Source organism: Streptosporangium sp. NBC_01469, from assembly GCF_036227305.1.
In the GTDB taxonomy this organism is placed as follows: Bacteria; Actinomycetota; Actinomycetes; order Streptosporangiales; family Streptosporangiaceae; genus Streptosporangium.
In genome coordinates this window covers 7,276,921-7,292,665 of the sequence record NZ_CP109465.1, presented here as the reverse complement: position 1 = coordinate 7,292,665, position 15,745 = coordinate 7,276,921, and the positions used below count along the sequence as shown (strand labels likewise).

The 15,745-nt window shown below is 70.7% G+C and carries 13 protein-coding genes; 9 read left to right on the top strand and 4 right to left on the bottom strand.

Going from position 1 to position 15,745, the window contains the following annotated elements:
- Positions 1-4 precede the first annotated feature (4 nt).
- Positions 5-1,357, bottom strand: a complete 1,353-nt coding sequence (locus tag OG587_RS32155; protein ID WP_329081939.1) for a nucleotide sugar dehydrogenase — start codon at positions 1,355-1,357, stop codon at positions 5-7.
- A gap of 238 nt (positions 1,358-1,595) precedes the next feature.
- Between OG587_RS32155 and OG587_RS32150 the strand changes: the two genes are divergently transcribed.
- The 6 genes from OG587_RS32150 (at position 1,596) to OG587_RS32125 (ending at position 9,576) form a co-directional block, all read left to right on the top strand.
- The gene (locus OG587_RS32150) at positions 1,596-3,269 is read left to right on the top strand and encodes an acetyl-CoA carboxylase carboxyltransferase subunit alpha (protein WP_329081937.1); all 1,674 of its coding nucleotides are present in this window, start codon (positions 1,596-1,598) and stop codon (positions 3,267-3,269) included.
- Positions 3,266-3,790, top strand: a complete 525-nt coding sequence (gene accB / locus OG587_RS32145) for an acetyl-CoA carboxylase biotin carboxyl carrier protein (protein ID WP_329081935.1) — start codon at positions 3,266-3,268, stop codon at positions 3,788-3,790. The genes OG587_RS32150 and accB overlap by 4 nt, the downstream gene beginning before the upstream one ends.
- Entirely contained in the window at positions 3,765-5,114 is a 1,350-nt protein-coding gene (locus OG587_RS32140; protein WP_329081933.1) for an acetyl-CoA carboxylase biotin carboxylase subunit, read from the top strand. The genes accB and OG587_RS32140 overlap by 26 nt, the downstream gene beginning before the upstream one ends.
- Before the next feature lie 130 nt (positions 5,115-5,244).
- Positions 5,245-7,332 (top strand): KedN5 family methylcobalamin-dependent radical SAM C-methyltransferase, encoded by a 2,088-nt coding sequence (locus OG587_RS32135; RefSeq protein ID WP_329081931.1) that lies wholly within the window; start codon positions 5,245-5,247, stop codon positions 7,330-7,332.
- A 52-nt stretch (positions 7,333-7,384) separates the two neighbouring features.
- Entirely contained in the window at positions 7,385-8,887 is a 1,503-nt protein-coding gene (locus tag OG587_RS32130; protein ID WP_329081929.1) for a peptide MFS transporter, read from the top strand.
- Positions 8,884-9,576 (top strand): SDR family NAD(P)-dependent oxidoreductase, encoded by a 693-nt coding sequence (locus OG587_RS32125; protein ID WP_329081927.1) that lies wholly within the window; start codon positions 8,884-8,886, stop codon positions 9,574-9,576. The genes OG587_RS32130 and OG587_RS32125 overlap by 4 nt, the downstream gene beginning before the upstream one ends.
- Before the next feature lie 179 nt (positions 9,577-9,755).
- On the opposite strand, the gene OG587_RS32120 is transcribed toward OG587_RS32125, so the two are convergent.
- Positions 9,756-10,781, bottom strand: coding sequence for a methyltransferase (locus OG587_RS32120; protein WP_329081925.1), 1,026 nt, complete (start codon positions 10,779-10,781; stop codon positions 9,756-9,758).
- 42 nt (positions 10,782-10,823) lie between these two features.
- Positions 10,824-12,014 carry a nucleotide disphospho-sugar-binding domain-containing protein gene (locus OG587_RS32115; RefSeq protein ID WP_329081923.1) on the bottom strand — a complete coding sequence of 397 codons (1,191 nt, stop codon included), beginning with the start codon at positions 12,012-12,014 and terminating at the stop codon, positions 10,824-10,826.
- Positions 12,015-12,183: 169 nt separating this feature from the next.
- On the opposite strand from OG587_RS32115, the gene OG587_RS32110 reads away from it, so the two are divergent.
- From OG587_RS32110 to OG587_RS32100, 3 genes are read left to right on the top strand one after another with little or no spacing between them, the layout of a single operon-like run.
- Entirely contained in the window at positions 12,184-13,326 is a 1,143-nt protein-coding gene (locus OG587_RS32110) for a cytochrome P450 (protein ID WP_329081921.1), read from the top strand.
- Positions 13,327-13,351: 25 nt separating this feature from the next.
- Positions 13,352-14,545 (top strand): cytochrome P450, encoded by a 1,194-nt coding sequence (locus tag OG587_RS32105; protein ID WP_329081919.1) that lies wholly within the window; start codon positions 13,352-13,354, stop codon positions 14,543-14,545.
- Positions 14,546-14,550: 5 nt separating this feature from the next.
- On the top strand, positions 14,551-14,745 hold the full coding sequence (locus tag OG587_RS32100) for a ferredoxin (protein ID WP_329094082.1): 195 nt from the start codon (positions 14,551-14,553) through the stop codon (positions 14,743-14,745).
- 95 nt (positions 14,746-14,840) lie between these two features.
- Here OG587_RS32100 and OG587_RS32095 read toward each other — a convergent pair whose 3' ends face one another.
- Entirely contained in the window at positions 14,841-15,638 is a 798-nt protein-coding gene (locus tag OG587_RS32095; protein ID WP_329081917.1) for an SDR family NAD(P)-dependent oxidoreductase, read from the bottom strand.
- Between the last annotated feature and the right edge of the window lie 107 nt (positions 15,639-15,745).

Genomic DNA, 15,745 nt, shown 5'->3' with positions numbered 1-15,745 from the left:
TGCGTCACCGTCCGATTCCGCGGTAGCCGAAGCCGAGCCGTCGCAGCTCGGAGATGGTCTCCCGTGAGTAGTAGGCCCGCCCGTCGAAGACCAGGCAGGGCGATGGGACGCGCTCGCGCAGCGCGGCGAAGTCCAGCTGCTGGAACGGTTCGTGGCCCGCGAGCACGGCGAGACAGTGGGCACCGTCCACCGCCTCCTCCAGGGTGGCGGACCCCTCGACGCCCATGGTGGAACGGAGTTCGTCCGGATCCGCGAGCGGGTCGAAGATCGACACCGTGGTGCCGGCGGCGAGCAGACCGTCCACGACGTGCTTGACCGGTGTGCTCCGCAGGTCCCCGGTGTTGTTCTTGAAGGCCGCGCCGAGTATCGCGACCTTGGCGCGGCCGGGGTCCCAGCCGGCCCGGGTGAGCTCGGCCGAGATCGTCTCGTGGGTGTAGGCGGGCATCGCGTCGTTGACCGCCCGCACCGTCTCGATGGTGTCGAGGCGCACGCCGCGCCCGCGGGCGGCGCTCCAGGTCATCCACGGATCCTTGGTCAGGCAGTAGCCGCCCACGCCCACGCTGGGCAGCAGGATGTTGACGTGGCTGTTGCCCTTGGGAAGTGAGTTCGCCCCGGAGATGACCTCCAGGACGTCGACCCGGAAGGCGTCGCACAACCGGGCCAGGTCGTTGGCCATGGCGATGTTGTGGTCGATCCACCAGTTGTCGGCCAGCTTGATGATCTCGGCCACCTCGGGTGAGGCGTACTCCCAGACGGGTACGCCGAGCACCCGCTTCCAGAACGCCGTCGCCGACTGCGTGCTGTCGGGGTCGCAGCCCCCCACGATGACGGGGAGCTCGACCAGTTCGGAGAGGGCGTTGCCCTCCGACAGCCGTTCCGGGCAGAAGACGAGTCCGAAGTCCTCCCCCTGGACCAGCCCGCCCGCCTCGAGCAGCGGCCGGACGAGTTCCTTGGTGGTGCCGGGGGCGACGGTGCTCTTCAGCACCACCAGCTGCCCGCGTCGCAGCCGTGGCGCGAGCGCCTCGCAGACCGCCTCCAGCTGCGCGGTGACGAGCGAGCGGTCGGGGGCGATCGGGGTGCCGACCGCGATGACGATGACGTCGGCGTCCTCGATCGCGTCGTACCCGGTGTCGAACGTGAGCCGGGACGAGTCCCGCAGCCTCTCCAGGGCCTCGGCGAGCCCGGGTTCGGCGATGCGGCACCGCCCCGCCCTCAGCTCGGCGACCAGGCCGGGATTGCTGTCGATGCCCGTCACGTACAGGCCTCGGTCGGCCAGTGCGACGCCGAGGCAGCAGCCGACCCAGCCGAAGCCCACGATCGCCACCTTCGGCTCACGCAAGTCGGGAAGAAAGCGCATACAGAGACTCCCTGCGGTGTGAGTGCGGGGCCGTCAGCCGCCAGCCGTGCGCACCGGCCCTCGGAGGCGGGTCGCACGGTCGCGGCCTCCCCCCGATGGTCCTGGCGGACACCGGCCCAAGTGTCGAAGGCGGTGCTCCACGGTCGCTCGAGGACCCGTGGAGCGCCGGGTGTGTCCGGGAGCGGGCGGTACAGCCGTTGACCAGCGGTCGTTGAGGGACGCGGATCAGGCTGCAGGCGTGGATGTGCAAACAGAGGCGCCGGAAGCGGCACAGTGGACGAGCTGTCCCGAGTGTCGCGAACTCATCTATGTCAAGCGGTTCGAGCGCGATCTAGGTGTGTGTCCCGGCTGCGGGACGCACACTCGCCTGACCGCGTCGCAGCGGATGGCGCAGCTGCTGGACGCCGGCTCGGCCGTGCCCTTCGAGCCCCCGGCCACGGTCGAGGACCCGATCGGGTTCGCCGACTCCCGCCCCTATCCCGACCGGCTGCGGCAGGCCAGGGAGCGCACCGGGGCGGCCGAGGCCATCACCTGTGTCACCGCCTCCATCATGAACCACCCCGTGATCGCCGCGGTGATGGACTTCCGGTTTCTCGGCGGCAGCCTCGGCGTCGGGGTGGGGGAGCGCATCGTCCGCGCCTGCGAGACGGCGCTGCGCACGCGTACCCCCCTGCTCCTGGTCACCGCCTCCGGCGGCGCGCGCATGCAGGAGGGCGCCTATTCCCTGATGCAGATGGCGAAGACCAGCCAGGCGCTCGCCGAGCTGGACGAGGCGGGCATCCTGACCGTCTCGCTCATCACCAATCCCACCTACGGCGGCGTGGCGGCGTCCTTCGCGACGCTGACCGACGTGATCCTGGCCGAGTCGGGGGCGCGTATCGGCTTCGCCGGGCCGCGGGTGATCCAGCAGACGATCCGGCAGGAGCTGCCCGAGGGCTTCCAGAGCGCGGAGTTCATGCAGGCGCGAGGATTCCTCGACGCCGTGGTTCCCCGTTCCGCCCTCAGGCCGGTGCTCGGCGCGCTGCTCGGCGTGGTGCGCCCGGCGGGGGTTCCCGGCCAGGCGCCGGAGACGGTGCGGCTCATCGACGACCCCGCGGAACTGCCCGAGCGCGACCCCTGGGAGGTGGTGAGGCTCGCCCGGCACGAGGACCGCCCGACCACACTGGACTACGTCTACCAGCTGCTCGACGACTTCCAGGAACTGAAGGGCGACCGGCTCTCGGGCGACTGCCCCGCCATCGTGGGCGGCATCGGCCGCCTCGACGGACGGCCGATCGTCCTCATCGGACACCAGAAGGGCCACAACACCGCCGAGCGGGTCGCCCGCAACTTCGGCATGGCGCTGCCCGAGGGCTACCGCAAGGCCGCCCGGCTGATGCGGCTGGCGGGCAAACTCGGCCTCCCGGTCGTCACGCTCGTGGACACGCCCGGGGCGCATCCCGGCGTCGAGGCCGAGGAACGCGGCCAGGCGTGGGCGATCGCGGAGAACCTGCGCCTGATGTCGGGGCTCAAGGTGCCGATCGTGTCGGTGATCACCGGCGAGGGCGGCAGCGGCGGGGCGCTGGCGCTGGCCGTCGCGGACCGGGTGCTGGCCTGCGCCAACGCGGTCTATTCGGTCATCAGCCCCGAGGGATGCGCCGCCATTCTCTGGAAGGACCGCGCCGAGGCGCCCCGGGCGGCGGCGGCGTTGCGGCTCGACGCCCGCGACCTGCTCCGGCAGGGCATCGTCGACGCGGTCGTGCCGGAACCCGAGGGCGGGGCGCACGAGAACCCCGCCGCGGCGGCGGAGCGGCTGCGCGCCGCGCTCCGCGCGACCCTGCACGAGCTGACCCGGCTGAACTCCCGCGAACTGGTGGAACGGCGCCGGCGCCGCTTCCGCCGATACGGCAACGAGGACGCGAGGAACACATGACCGACGATCACACCAGGCACAGCGGCATCGGCGAGCTCTGCAGGCAGGCCGGCGAGATCCTCAGCACGACCCCCGGCCCCCTGAAGCGGGTGCGGGTACAGGTGGGCGACATGAGCGTCGAGGTCGAATGGCCGGAGACCGCCGGGGCCCCCGCCCCCGCCGTCCAGACCGTTCAGGCGGTCGCGGCCGTCCAGGCACCGGCCGACCTGCGGATGCCACCGGACGCCGCCGTGCTCGAGGCGCCCCTGGTCGGGACCTTCTACCGCGCGCCCTCCCCGGAGAGCCGGGCGTTCGTCGAGGTCGGCGACACCGTCGAGGCGGGCCAGCAGGTGGCGGTCATCGAGGCGATGAAGCTGATGAACGCGGTCGAGGCCGACAGGCCCGGCCGCGTGGTCGAGATCCTCGTCAAGAACGGGGACCCGGTGGAGTACGGCGAGCCGCTGTTCGTGCTCGAACCCCTGCGGGCCACGGAGTCGCCGACGGTGAGGGGAACGCATGTTCTCGACGGTTCTGATCGCTAACCGCGGAGAGATCGCGCTGCGCATCGCGCGTACCTGCCGTGAGCTCGGCATCCGCACCGTCGCGGTCTGCTCCGACAGCGACCGCGACTCCACGGTGGCCCGTTTCGCCGACGAGTCCGTCCGCATCGGCCCCTCGGAGGCGCGGCGCAGCTACCTCAACCCCGCCGCGGTCGTCACGGCGGCGCTGCAGGTGGGGGCCGACGCGGTGCACCCCGGCTACGGCTTTCTGTCCGAGGACCCCGACTTCGCCGAGATCTGCGAGGACGCCGGGCTGACCTTCATCGGGCCCGCCGCCTCGCTGCTCGCCCGGCTCGGCGACAAGGCGGAGGCGCGCAACATCGCCACGGCGGCGGGGCTCCCGGTCCTGCCGGGCAGCTCCAAGCCGCTGGCGACGCTGGCGCAGGCGCGGTCGATCGCCGCCGAGATCGGCTACCCGGTCATCATCAAGGCCGTCGCCGGGGGCGGCGGCCGGGGCATGCGGGTGGTGCGCGACCCCCGTGACCTCGCACGCGAGTACGCCCAGGCGAGGGCGGGCGCCCAGACGGCGTTCGGCGACTCCCGGGTCTACCTTGAGCGCTTCCTGGAGAACGCCCGGCACATCGAGGTGCAGATCCTCGGGGACGGCCGCGGCAACGTGCTCCACCTCGGGGAACGGGACTGCTCCGTGCAGCGGCGGCGGCAGAAGCTGCTCGAGGAGACCCCGGCGCCGGGGCTGTCCCGGGAGCTCGCGGACCGGATCTGCGCCGCCGCGGTGCGGGCGGCCCGAGCCGTCGACTACGCCGGCGCCGGGACGTACGAGTTCCTCGTCGACGACGAGGACGGGTTCCACGCCATGGAGGTCAACTGCCGGATCCAGGTGGAGCACCCGGTGACCGAGATGGTGACCGGCGTCGACCTGGTCCGCGAGCAGCTCCACGTGGCCGCCGGGTACGGCCTGACCATCCGGCAGGAGGACGTCGTCCCCCGCGGGGTGGCCATCGAGTGCCGCGTCAACGCCGAAGACCCGCGCCGGGGGTTCCTGCCGACCCCGGGGACGATCCACGAATTCGTGCCGCCGGCCGGGCCGTTCGTCCGGGTGGACACCCACGGGGAGTCCGGCATGCGGGTGACGCCCGACTACGATCCGCTGCTCGCCAAGGTCGTGGTCTGGGCGCCCGACCGGCGTCAGGCCATCGCCCGCGCGGACCGCGCGCTCGGCGAGTTCCGCGTCGAGGGCCCGGGGGTGTGCACGACCCGCGACTTCCTCAGGGAAGTGCTGGAGCACCCGGTCTATCGGGCCGCCAAGCACACCACCGCGCTGATCGACGAAATGGACGTGCGGTGAGCGAAATCGGCTCCGATGGTGCCGCGCTCGACAGCCATATCAATTCGATTCAAGGTACCCGCGAGGATTCGACGAGCGGCAAATGACACTATGTCGACATTTAGTGGGTAGATCACGTTAGGAGATCTACGTGAAGGCTGATGGTCGGATCCTCGTACATATTCTGCAGCAGGGCGTCTGGGAAATGCCCCTTGAGTCCATGCCGCTCGCGGCCGGATATCTCAAGTCCACCGCCTACGCGGACGAGCGAATCGCGGCTAGGGCGGACATCAAGATCTGCAACTACCGGGGAGCCGTCACTCTTCCGGAAATGGCCGCCGATTTCTTCCAGGGTGATCCGCCGGACATTCTCGCGTGCTCCGTCCTGGGGTGGAACTACCGCGCCTTCGGGACGCTCGCGGAGACCTTCAAGCAGATGAACCCCGACGGCTGGGTCGTCTTCGGGGGAACGCACGTGGCCAACCAGGCCGACCGGGTCTTCGGGATGTTCCCCGAGGTCGACGTCATCGTCAACGGCGAGGGCGAGCTCGTCTTCCGCGACCTCCTCGGCGCCTACCTGGACGGCCACTCGCGCCACGACCTCCACGAGATCATCGGCATCTCCTTCAAGGACACGGCCGGGGAGACGGTCACGACGGCGGTGCCGGAACGGATCGACGACCTCGACGTCATCCCGTCCCCCGTGCTCACCGGGGCCATAGAGCTCACCGACGCCGACGGGAAATTCCTGTACGACGTGGCACTCATGGAGACCAACCGCGGGTGCCCCTACAAGTGCTCGTTCTGCTACTGGGGCGGTGCGACGGGACAGCGGGTCCGGGCCTTCTCCCGGGAACGGCTCCGGGCCGAACTCGAACTCTTCGCGAAGATGAACGTCCACACGATCGCGCTGTGCGACGCCAACTTCGGACTGCTCCCGATCGACGAGGAGTTCGTCGACGACCTGATCCAGATCCGCCAGAAATACGGCTACCCGAAGGCCCTGGAGAGCTCGTGGGCCAAGAACAAGTCGAAGGTCTTCTACTCCATCGTCAGGAAGATGAAGCAGGCGGGGCTGCGCAGCTCGTTCACGCTCGCCCTGCAGACGCTGAGCGACACCGCCCTGCGCGAGATGAACCGCAAGAACATGAAGGTCAACGCGTGGGAGGACCTCGCCGCCTGGCTGAGCGAGGAGGGCCTCGAATGCTACGCCGAGCTCCTGTGGGGAGCGCCGGGCGAGACCATCGAGACCTTCTTCGAGGGGTATGACCGGCTGGCGCGCAAGGTCTCGCGCATCGCGGTGTATCCGCTGCTGATGCTGCCCAACACCGAGTACTCCGAGAAGAAGGCCGAGTACGGCATCGTCTCGGTCCGCGGGGACACCGACGACTTCGAGTACGTCCTCAGCCACAACACGATGACGTTCGAGGAGAACAAGCGCATGCAGCGCTTCCTCTTCTGGGCGCGGCTGATGGCGGAGTACATGATCCTGCGCCACCTCTGGGTCCCGGCGCTCAAGCTGGCCGGGATGACCCAGTCCCAGGTCCTGCGCAACTTCGAGGAGTGGATCGAGGGGACCGACGACCCGCGCGCCGCGCCGCTGCTGACCGCGCAGTCCCTGGCCGCCGCCGACCAGGACTCCTACGGGCCCGCCCTCGGCTACCTCTACGGCAGCGGCGACGCCCAGCGGCTCCTCCAGCGGTGGTGGAGCGAGTCGATGCGCCCCGTGCTGCCCGCCGACACCGCCCCGGTGCTCGACGAGATCTTCCGGTACGACCTGCTCACCCGGCCGATATACCGCAAGGAGGACGACCCCTCGCAGGACGTCGTCCCGCTGCCCCTGGTCGAGGTGGAGGGCGAGAAGTACCACATGCGGGCCGGCGTCGAACTGGCCTATCCCATCCCGGAGATCGTCGCCGACCTGCGCGCGGACCGCGAGCCGGATCTGTCACCCGCGCCGACCCGGGTGGACCTCTACTACAAGACGGGCTTCGAGAACTTCGCCGAGACGACGAACCACGAGGAGATCGTCTACTTCATGGGCATGACCCGGGAGCAGGTCACGGCCACCAGGACCAGGACCGCCGTCGTGGTCGTGGCCGCCGACGGGGACGAGACCGTCGTGGTCGTCTCCCCCGAGGGGACCGAGACCGTCGGCGCCGAACCGGTCCTCGCCCCCACCCCCACCGACCCGAACCGCTACCTGACGATCCTGCGGGATCACGGCGGCTGTTCGTGAACTCCCGGTCCGATCGGGATCACCCCCTCAAGTATGCCGCCTGGAGATCGAAATGAGTTCGAAAGCAGCCTTCGGCTATCCGCGGTGGTTCGCGACCATCTTCCTCACCGACATCTGGGAGCGCTTCAGCTTCTACGGGATGATGGCGATCCTGACGCTGTACGCCGCCGCCGACCGGAGCGAGGGCGGGCTGGGCCTGAGCATGACCGAGGCGTCGGCCATGTACGGCTCCTACATCGGCCTGGTCTTCGTGCTCTCCCTTCCCGGCGGCTGGCTCGGGGACCGGATCCTCGGCGCCTGGCGGGGGGTGCTGTGGGGCGGGATCCTGATCGCGCTCGGCCACTACAGCATGGCGATCCCGAGCGACGCGACCTCCTACCTCGGGCTGCTGCTCATCGCGCTGGGCACCGGCCTGCTCAAGCCCAACATGTTCGCGCTGATCAGCGGATTCTTCGGCACGGGTGAGCGGGCCAGGCGCGAGGCCGCGTTCTCCATCCTCTACGTCAGCATCCAGATCAGCGCGCTGATCGCCCCGCTGGTGGTGGGCCTCCTCGGGGAGACCCTCGGCTGGCACTGGGGGTTCGCCGCCGCGGGCGTCGGTATGACGTTCGGCGTCGCGCAGTTCGCGATGGGCGGCCGGCACTTCGGCGAGATCGGCAAGGTGCCGCCGCATCCGGCCGGGGACCGGGAGCGGACGAAGGTGCTCCGCCGGACGGTGACGATCGTCGCGGTGCTCGCCGCCCTGATCGCGCTGGACGTCGTGGCCGGCACCTTCACCATCATGCATCTCGTCGCGGCCTTCGGCCTCGTCGCCCTGACGGTGCCGTTCGTCTACTTCCGGCTGCTGTCGCGCAACCCCGCGATGGGCGAGGGCGGCAGGCGGCGGCTGCGCGCCTTCTTCTGGCTGCTGCTGTCGTTCTCCATGTTCTGGATGCTGGCGGGCCAGTCGGGGTCGATGCTCAACCTGTTCGCCAAGAACTCCACCGAGCGCGACCTGTTCGGCTTCACCCTGCCGGGGAGCTGGTTCCAGTCGGTGATCCCGTTCTTCATCCTGGTCTCCGCCCCGGTGTTCGCCTGGCTGTGGGTGCGGTTCGACGACAGGATCGGCTCGCCGACCAAGTTCGGGGCGGCACTGCTGCTGGTGGGCACCGCCTTCGTCGTCATGTACGGGGCCGCGGCGTCGGCCTCCGACGGCGGCAAGGTGTCGGCGCTCTGGCTGCTGGCGGCGTTCTTCCTGGTGGCCTGCGGTGAGGTCATCATCGGCCCGGTGGGGATCGCCGCGGCGGCGGAGGTCACCTCCTCCGCGTTCATCGGGCGGACCATCGGCCTGGTCTGGCTGTTCAGCGCCCTCGGCGCCGGGCTGAGCAGCCAGGTCGTGCACCTCGCCGACGTGGTACCCGACCAGTACTACTACCTGGGCCTGGGCCTGCTCGTCGTCTGCGTCGGGCTCCTGGTGGCCGGCCTCGGGCGTGGCCTGCGCTTCTCCGACGCCGCCGAGGCCGAGCCCGTCACCGACAGGGTCGGTCCCGTCGCCGGCAAGACCGGGCCGGCGTGAACGAGACGGCGGCGCGCAGGACGGCCCTCGTCACGGGGGCCAACCGCGGTCTCGGCAGGGCGGTCTGCGAGGCCCTCGCCGGCCTGGGGCACCGGGTGGTCGTGGCGGGGCGGGACGAGCGGGAGGCAGGGCGTGTCGCCGCCGAGATCGGCGGCGACACGCTGGCCGTGGCGCTCGACGTCACCGACGACAAGAGCGCGCGCCGCTGCCGGGAACGGGCCGGGGCGGTGGACATCCTGGTCAACAACGCGGGCGTCCTGCTCGACGGAGGGACGTCCCCGTCGTCGGTGCCCCCCGATCTGGTCGAGCGTCACCTGCGGGTGAACACCGTGGGCGCCTGGCGGGTCAGCCAGATGTTCCTGCCGGACATGCTGGAGCGGGGCTGGGGCCGGATCGTCATGGTCTCCAGCGGCACCGGCGCGTTCAGCAACGGCCTCTTCACGGGCGCCCCCGCCTACTCGGTGTCGAAGGCCGCGCTCAACGCCGTCACGGTGCTGCTCGCCGAGGAGACCCGCGACCGCGGCGTGCTGGTGAACGCGGTCAACCCCGGCAGGGTGCGCACCCGCATGTACCCGGGCGCGGAGCGGACGCCCCAGGACGCCGCGGTGGACATCGCCTGGGCGGCGACGCTCCCCGAGGACGGGCCCACGGGGGCGTTCCTCCGCGGCCGGCGGACGATCCCCTGGTAGCGCGGCTCTCGATCGCCCCACGGCGGTACGGCGGTGACACGACCGGCGGCCGGCCCACCGGTGACAGGGCCGGCCGCCGATCCGCCGGTGACGCGGCGTCCACACAGAGGTGACACGGCCGGCGGCCGGTCCCCCTGCCAGGGGGACCGGCCGCCGGCCGCGTGCCGTCCGCTCCGATGTCAGGCCACGACCTCGCCCTCCGCGAGGTGCAGCACGCCGTCCGTGGGGGTCACACCGCGAAAGCGCAGCCCGGCCCGCTCGAACACGGCCCGGTAGCCCTCCTCGGTGCGCTCGCGCCCGCCCATCACCAGGAGCATGTGCAGGTCCATGCTCGACGCGAACGGGTGGACCGGGGGGTCGGTCAGCAGGGGGTCGGCGATGACGACCCGGGCGCCGGGGGCCGCCGCCTCCGCGCAGCTGCGCAGGGCTCGCGCGACCTGCTCGTCGTCGTACATGTGCAGGGTGAGCTTGAAGAAGTAGAGGTCGGCCGGGTACTCGACCTTCTCGAAGAAGTCCCCGGAGACCAGCCGGCACCGCGTGGCCAGCTCACCCGTCCTGAGGTCGTCCAGCACCACGCGCAACGTCCGCTCGTCCTCGAAGAGCAGGCCGTCCATGTGCGGGTTCCGCTGGAGCACCAGGCGCAGGAGGGCGCCCCTGCCGCCTCCCATGTCGGCGAACGTGCGCACCCCGGTCAGGTCGAGCGCGTCCACCATGCTCGGGAGCATCGGGTCCGACCACGCGGTCACCCCCCGGTAGATCATGTCCTGGGCGTCGGGGTTGGCGTCGAGGTAGGAGAAGAAGTCGGTGCCGTACTCCTCCTTGAAGGCGCTTTCGCCGGTGCGGATCGCCTGGGGGAGCTTGCTCCACATCGTCCACCCCCAGTCGCCGCCGGTCAGCAACCTGTCGTGCACCCGCTCGGGATGGTCGGTGCGCATGGCCCGCGACATGTCGGTGTGCTCGTACGTGGCCGGGTCGACCTGGCGGAAGACGCCGAACGCCGCCAGCGCGCGGAGCATCCGGGTCAGGGCGTCCGGGTCGGCGCCGAGCTTGACCGCGATGTCGCGTACCGGCATGGGCTCGTCGCCGACCGCGTCGGCGATCCGGAGCCGTGCCGCGGCCAGGACGATGGCCGCGGCGGACATGCCGGTGGAGAGGCGGAAGACCGCCTCGGCGGGGGAGGCGGGTTTCTGGTTTGATTCGATCACGGCTGACCACCTTCGGTTCGAGGCTGACGGGCGGCGGGGCGCTCAGGTCCGGGTGAAGGCCTCAAGCTCCCAGACGATCTCGGTGGGCGCGGGCTGCCGCCGGATCTCCTCGCGCAGCCCGGCGGCGGCGTCGCGGTAGGAGGGGACGGTGAGCAGCTCGGCGACGCGCTCGGCGAAGGTGTCGAGATCGGCCTCCGGGGCCACCGCGATGCCTGCGCCCGCGGCGACGAGCGGCCGGGACTCCATGAGCTCGTCGGGCATCTGCGGCACGACGAGCTGGGGGACGCCGTAGTTCAGCGCGGTCAGCATCGTGCTGATCCCGCTCTGGTGCAGCATCACGTCGCAGCTCGGCATCAGCAGGTGCAGCGGCAGGGCCTCCATCACCCGTACGTCGTCCGGCAGCTCGCCCTCCCGCAGGTTCTTGCGGTCGGCCGCGGAGAGCGTGACGACGATCTCGGCGTCGAGGTCGGAGAGCGCCTTGACGAGCTCGGGCACCAGGAAGCCGCGGCCGCGGTCTGAGGCGCACAGGCCCCAGCTGACGCAGACCCGTCGCCGCGGCGACGGCTCGAGCAACCAGTCCGGTATCGCCCCGGGACCGTTGTACGGCACGAAGCGCGTCATGATCCGGTTGACCTCGGAGGGCAGCTGCATGCTGGGCGGGCAGTTGTCGATCGTGGCCTGGCCGAGGATGTCCACGTCGCCCAGGTCGCCCACGCCGAGCCGCTCGGCCAGCGGACGCAGCAGCGGCGGCACGATGTTGCGCGCCATGTAGATGACGTCCACACCCAGCACGTGCCGGACGGCGGGAATGCCCAGCGCCGCGCCGACCAGGGGGGCGACGAAGCTGGTCGGCTCGTACACGATCAGGTCGGGCCGCAGCGCCCTGGCGTACCGCATCAGGTCGTCGGCGAGCTCCCCGGCCAGCGCCGCGAACATCGGGAAGGCCCGGCGCGAGACGTCCCGCCAGCCGCCCTTCCACTCCTCGTCGGACACGCCCTCCGGCGCCTCCTCCGGCCAGTCCGGCGGGTCGGCCAGCACCCGTTTGCGCAGCTCGGCCTGGTCGACGTCCCGGCTCGTCGGAACGGCGGTCGCTCCAGAGCGGACGATCGTCTCGGTGAAGGAGGGCTCGCTGCTCACGTACACCTCGTGACCGGAGGCGCGCATCGCCCATACGAGCGGGACGAGATGGTAGTAGTGCGATCCCCAGTTCGTGGTGACGAACAAGACGCGCATAGGCACCTTCCCTGCTCACGCATGCTTGGTTGCGCCCACCATGTCAGGGGCCGTTAGAAGACGGCTGGAGGCGCCGGCCCGCGCTTCCAGCGCTTCTCGGCCCGGCCTCAAGCGGCGCCCACGACGATGGGGCGATCACGGTGATCCATCATCGATGGGGAGACGATCCATGAAGTCCTCGGCGCCGCAGTTCCCGTTCGAGTGGCCGGCTGCGGCCGGCCCGCCGGAGGCGCTGCTCACGCTGCGCAAGGAGCCGGTGGTCCGGGTGACACTGCCCAGCGGGGACGAGGCGTTCCTGGTGACGCGGTACGAGGACATCCGGCGGGTGCTCTCCGACCCCAGGCTGAGCCGCAACCGGGACCGGCCGGGGGCGCCGCGGATGACCGAGCAGAAGACGAAGGTCTTCCAGAACCCCAAGATCGACCGGGATCCGCCCGAGCACACGCGCATGCGGCGGCTGATGGCCAAGGCGTTCACCGCGACCCGGGTGGAGTCGCTGCGCCCGCACGTGCGGCGGGTGGCCGAGGAGCTGGTCACCGACCTGCTTGCGCGGGACTCGCCGGCCGACCTGCACGAGGCGTTCGCCGTACCGCTCACCCTGCGGGTCATCTGCGGCCTGCTCGGCGTGCCGCCCGAGGACCAGGGGCGGTTCCGCGGCTCGCTGAACGAGGCGTGGCAGTACATGGGGGAGCTGATCGAGGCCAAGCGCCGCGACCCCGGCGACGACCTGATCAGCGCCCTGATCGGGGTGCACGACGAGGACGACGGCCGGCTGAGCGCCCACGAGCTGCACGTGTGGTGCGTGATCCTGCTGCTGGCAGGGTTCGAGACGACGGCGACGCAGCTCTGTGGCAGCGCCGTCCTGCTGCTCACCCACCGCGACCAGCTCGACCTGCTGCGCGAGGACCCGGCGCTGATCCCCGACGCGGTGGAGGAACTGCTGCGCTGCCAGATCGCGGGGCACTCGCTGTCGATGCTGCGCCTGGTCACCGACGACATCGAGATCGGCGGCGTGACGGTCCCCAAGGGGTCGGGGCTGATCCCGGTCCTGGAGTCCGCCAACTTCGACGAGACGGTCTTCCCCGACCCGCAGCGGCTGGACATCACCCGGGCGGACAAGCAGCACCTCGTCTTCAGCGCCGGGCCCCACTTCTGCATGGGGGCGGCGCTGGCCAGGCTGGAGCTGCAGGTGGCGCTGGAGGTGCTGATCCGCAGGATGCCCACGCTGCGCCTGGCCGTTCCGCCGAGCGAGCTGCGCCACCACGACAGCCCGCTGGACCTGGGGTTCCGCGAGGTTCCCGTCGCGTGGTGAACGACCCAACAGAAGGCAGGCAGCCATGACCGCCAATCCCATCCCGTACCCGTTCCGCCGTCCGGGCCCGCTGGCCGTGCCCAAGGAGCTGGGCGCGCTGCGCGACGAACCCGTGCTGAGGGTGGTCCTCCCCAGCGGGGACGAGGCCTACCTGGTGACGCGGCACGAGGACGTCCGCAGCGTGCTGACCGACCTGCGGGTCAGCCGCAACCTGAACCGCCCCGACGCCCCCCGGGTCAGCAAGAACAACATGATGTTCCAGGACTCGAAGATGGACCCCGACCCGCCCGAGCACACCCGGGTGCGGCGGCTGGTGATGAAGGCGTTCACCGCGACCCGGGTGGAGCGGCTCCGCCCGCGCGTGCAGGAGATCACCGACGAGCTCATCGACGCGATGGCCGCCAAGGCGCCGCCGGTGAACGTGTCCGAGGAGCTGTCCTTCCCGCTCAGCATCCGCGTCATCTGCGACCTGCTGGGCGTCCCCGCGCAGGACCAGCACCGGTTCCGCCGCTGGACGGACCACTTCCTGTCCACCGGCAAGTACACCAGGGAACAGATCCACGGCGCGCTGGGCGAGCTGAACGAGTACATGGGCGCGCTGATCGCGGCCAAGCGCGAGAACCCGGCGGACGACCTGGTCAGCGCACTGATCAACGTGCACGACGAGGACGACACCCGGCTGAGCGAGTACGAGCTGCACTGGTGGTGCCGGCTGCTGCTGCTCGTCGGGTACGAGACCACCGCCAGCCAGCTCGGCCTGACCGTGGCCAAGCTGCTCGCCGAGCCCGAGCAGCTGAAGCTGCTGCGCGCGGACGAGAGGCTGCTGTCGGGCGCGGTGGAGGAGCTGCTGCGCTGGAAGCTGATGAGCGGTTCGCTGTCGATGCTGCGCTACGTCACCGAGGACATCGTGGTCGGCGGCGTGACGATCCCCAAGGGGTCCGGCGTCATCCCGGCGGTGGAGTCCGCGAACTGGGACGAGCGGGTCTTCGACCGGCCCGACGACCTCGACATCACCCGCGCGGAGAACCCGCACCTCACCTTCAGCGTCGGCCCGCACTTCTGCATCGGCGCCGCGCTGGCGCGGGTGGAGCTGGAGACCGCGCTGGCGACCCTGCTCCGGCGGTTCCCCACCCTGCGCCTGGCGATCCCGGCGGAGGAGTTGCGGCGCACGGAGGGCACCCTCATCGAGGGCCTCGTCGAGATCCCGATCGCCTGGTGAGCGTGATGCGCGTCTTCGTCGACCCGGAGAAGTGCTGCAGCAGCGGGCTGTGCGCGCTCTCGGTGCCCGAGGTGTTCGGGCAGGACGAGGAGGAGTGCGTCGTGCTGCTCCTCGCCCCCGAGCCGCCGGCCGCGCTGCACGACAGGGTCCGCGCCGCCGCGCGGCGCTGCCCCACCGGGACGATCCAGGTCCGGGACTGAGAAAACCGAAAAGTACTGAGAAAACAGGAGAGGGAGGAGAAAAACCCGGGACCGGCGGCCGAGCCGCCGATCCCGGGGAAGGTGTCCGGCCGCCGCTAGTTGCCTCCGGCGACGTGGACCACGCTGCCGGTGACGTTACCGTTGGTCGCGGAGGCGAAGTACAGGACGATGCCCGCCACGTCCTGGGGCGAGGAGATGTGACCGGCCGGCTTGCCCCGGTTCAGGAAGCGCTTGATCTGCTCCGGGGACTTGCCGTCGAGGTCCTGCTTGTACTCGTCGGGGACCCGCGCGAGGAAGCCCTTGGTGACGGTCGGGCCGGGGGCGACGACGTTGACGAGGATGCCCTCCGGCGCCAGCTCGGTGGCGAGCGTCCTGCTCAGGCCGTGCATGGCCATCTTGCTCGCGACGAACGCCTCGTCACCGGCGCCGCCGCGCTGGACGATGTTGGCCGAGATGAAGACGATCCGTCCCCAGCCCCGCTCCTTCATGCCGGGCAGGGCGGCCTGCACGGTGTGGAAGGACCCCTCCACGTCGGCGCGCAGCGACGACTGCCACTCCTCGACGGAGATGTCCTCGAAGGCGACCGGGTCGACCTTCGTTCCCGGAATGGCCGAGGCGTTGACGATGAGCACGTCCACGCCACCCCATTTCGTGGTGACCGTGTCGAAGGCGGCGCTGATCGACTCGGGGTCGGTCAGGTCGTACTGGACGGTGATCGCCTCGCCGCCCTGCTTGATGACATCCTCCGCCACCTGCAGCGCGCCGTCCTTGTTGCGGTGATACGTGATCGCCACCCTGGCGCCCTCGGCCGCGAACGCGCCGGCGAGGTGACCGCCGATCGAGCCGCTGCCGCCCGTGATGAGGACGACCTTGCTGGCGAGACCGAGATCCATCGACAGACTCCCTGGAGTTGGTGTGGTGGGAAAGCGAGTTATTACGCGAGTTACGCTAAATAGCTCCGATCGCAGGACGCTCGAGCGGCGCTCGATCACGCCGTCGG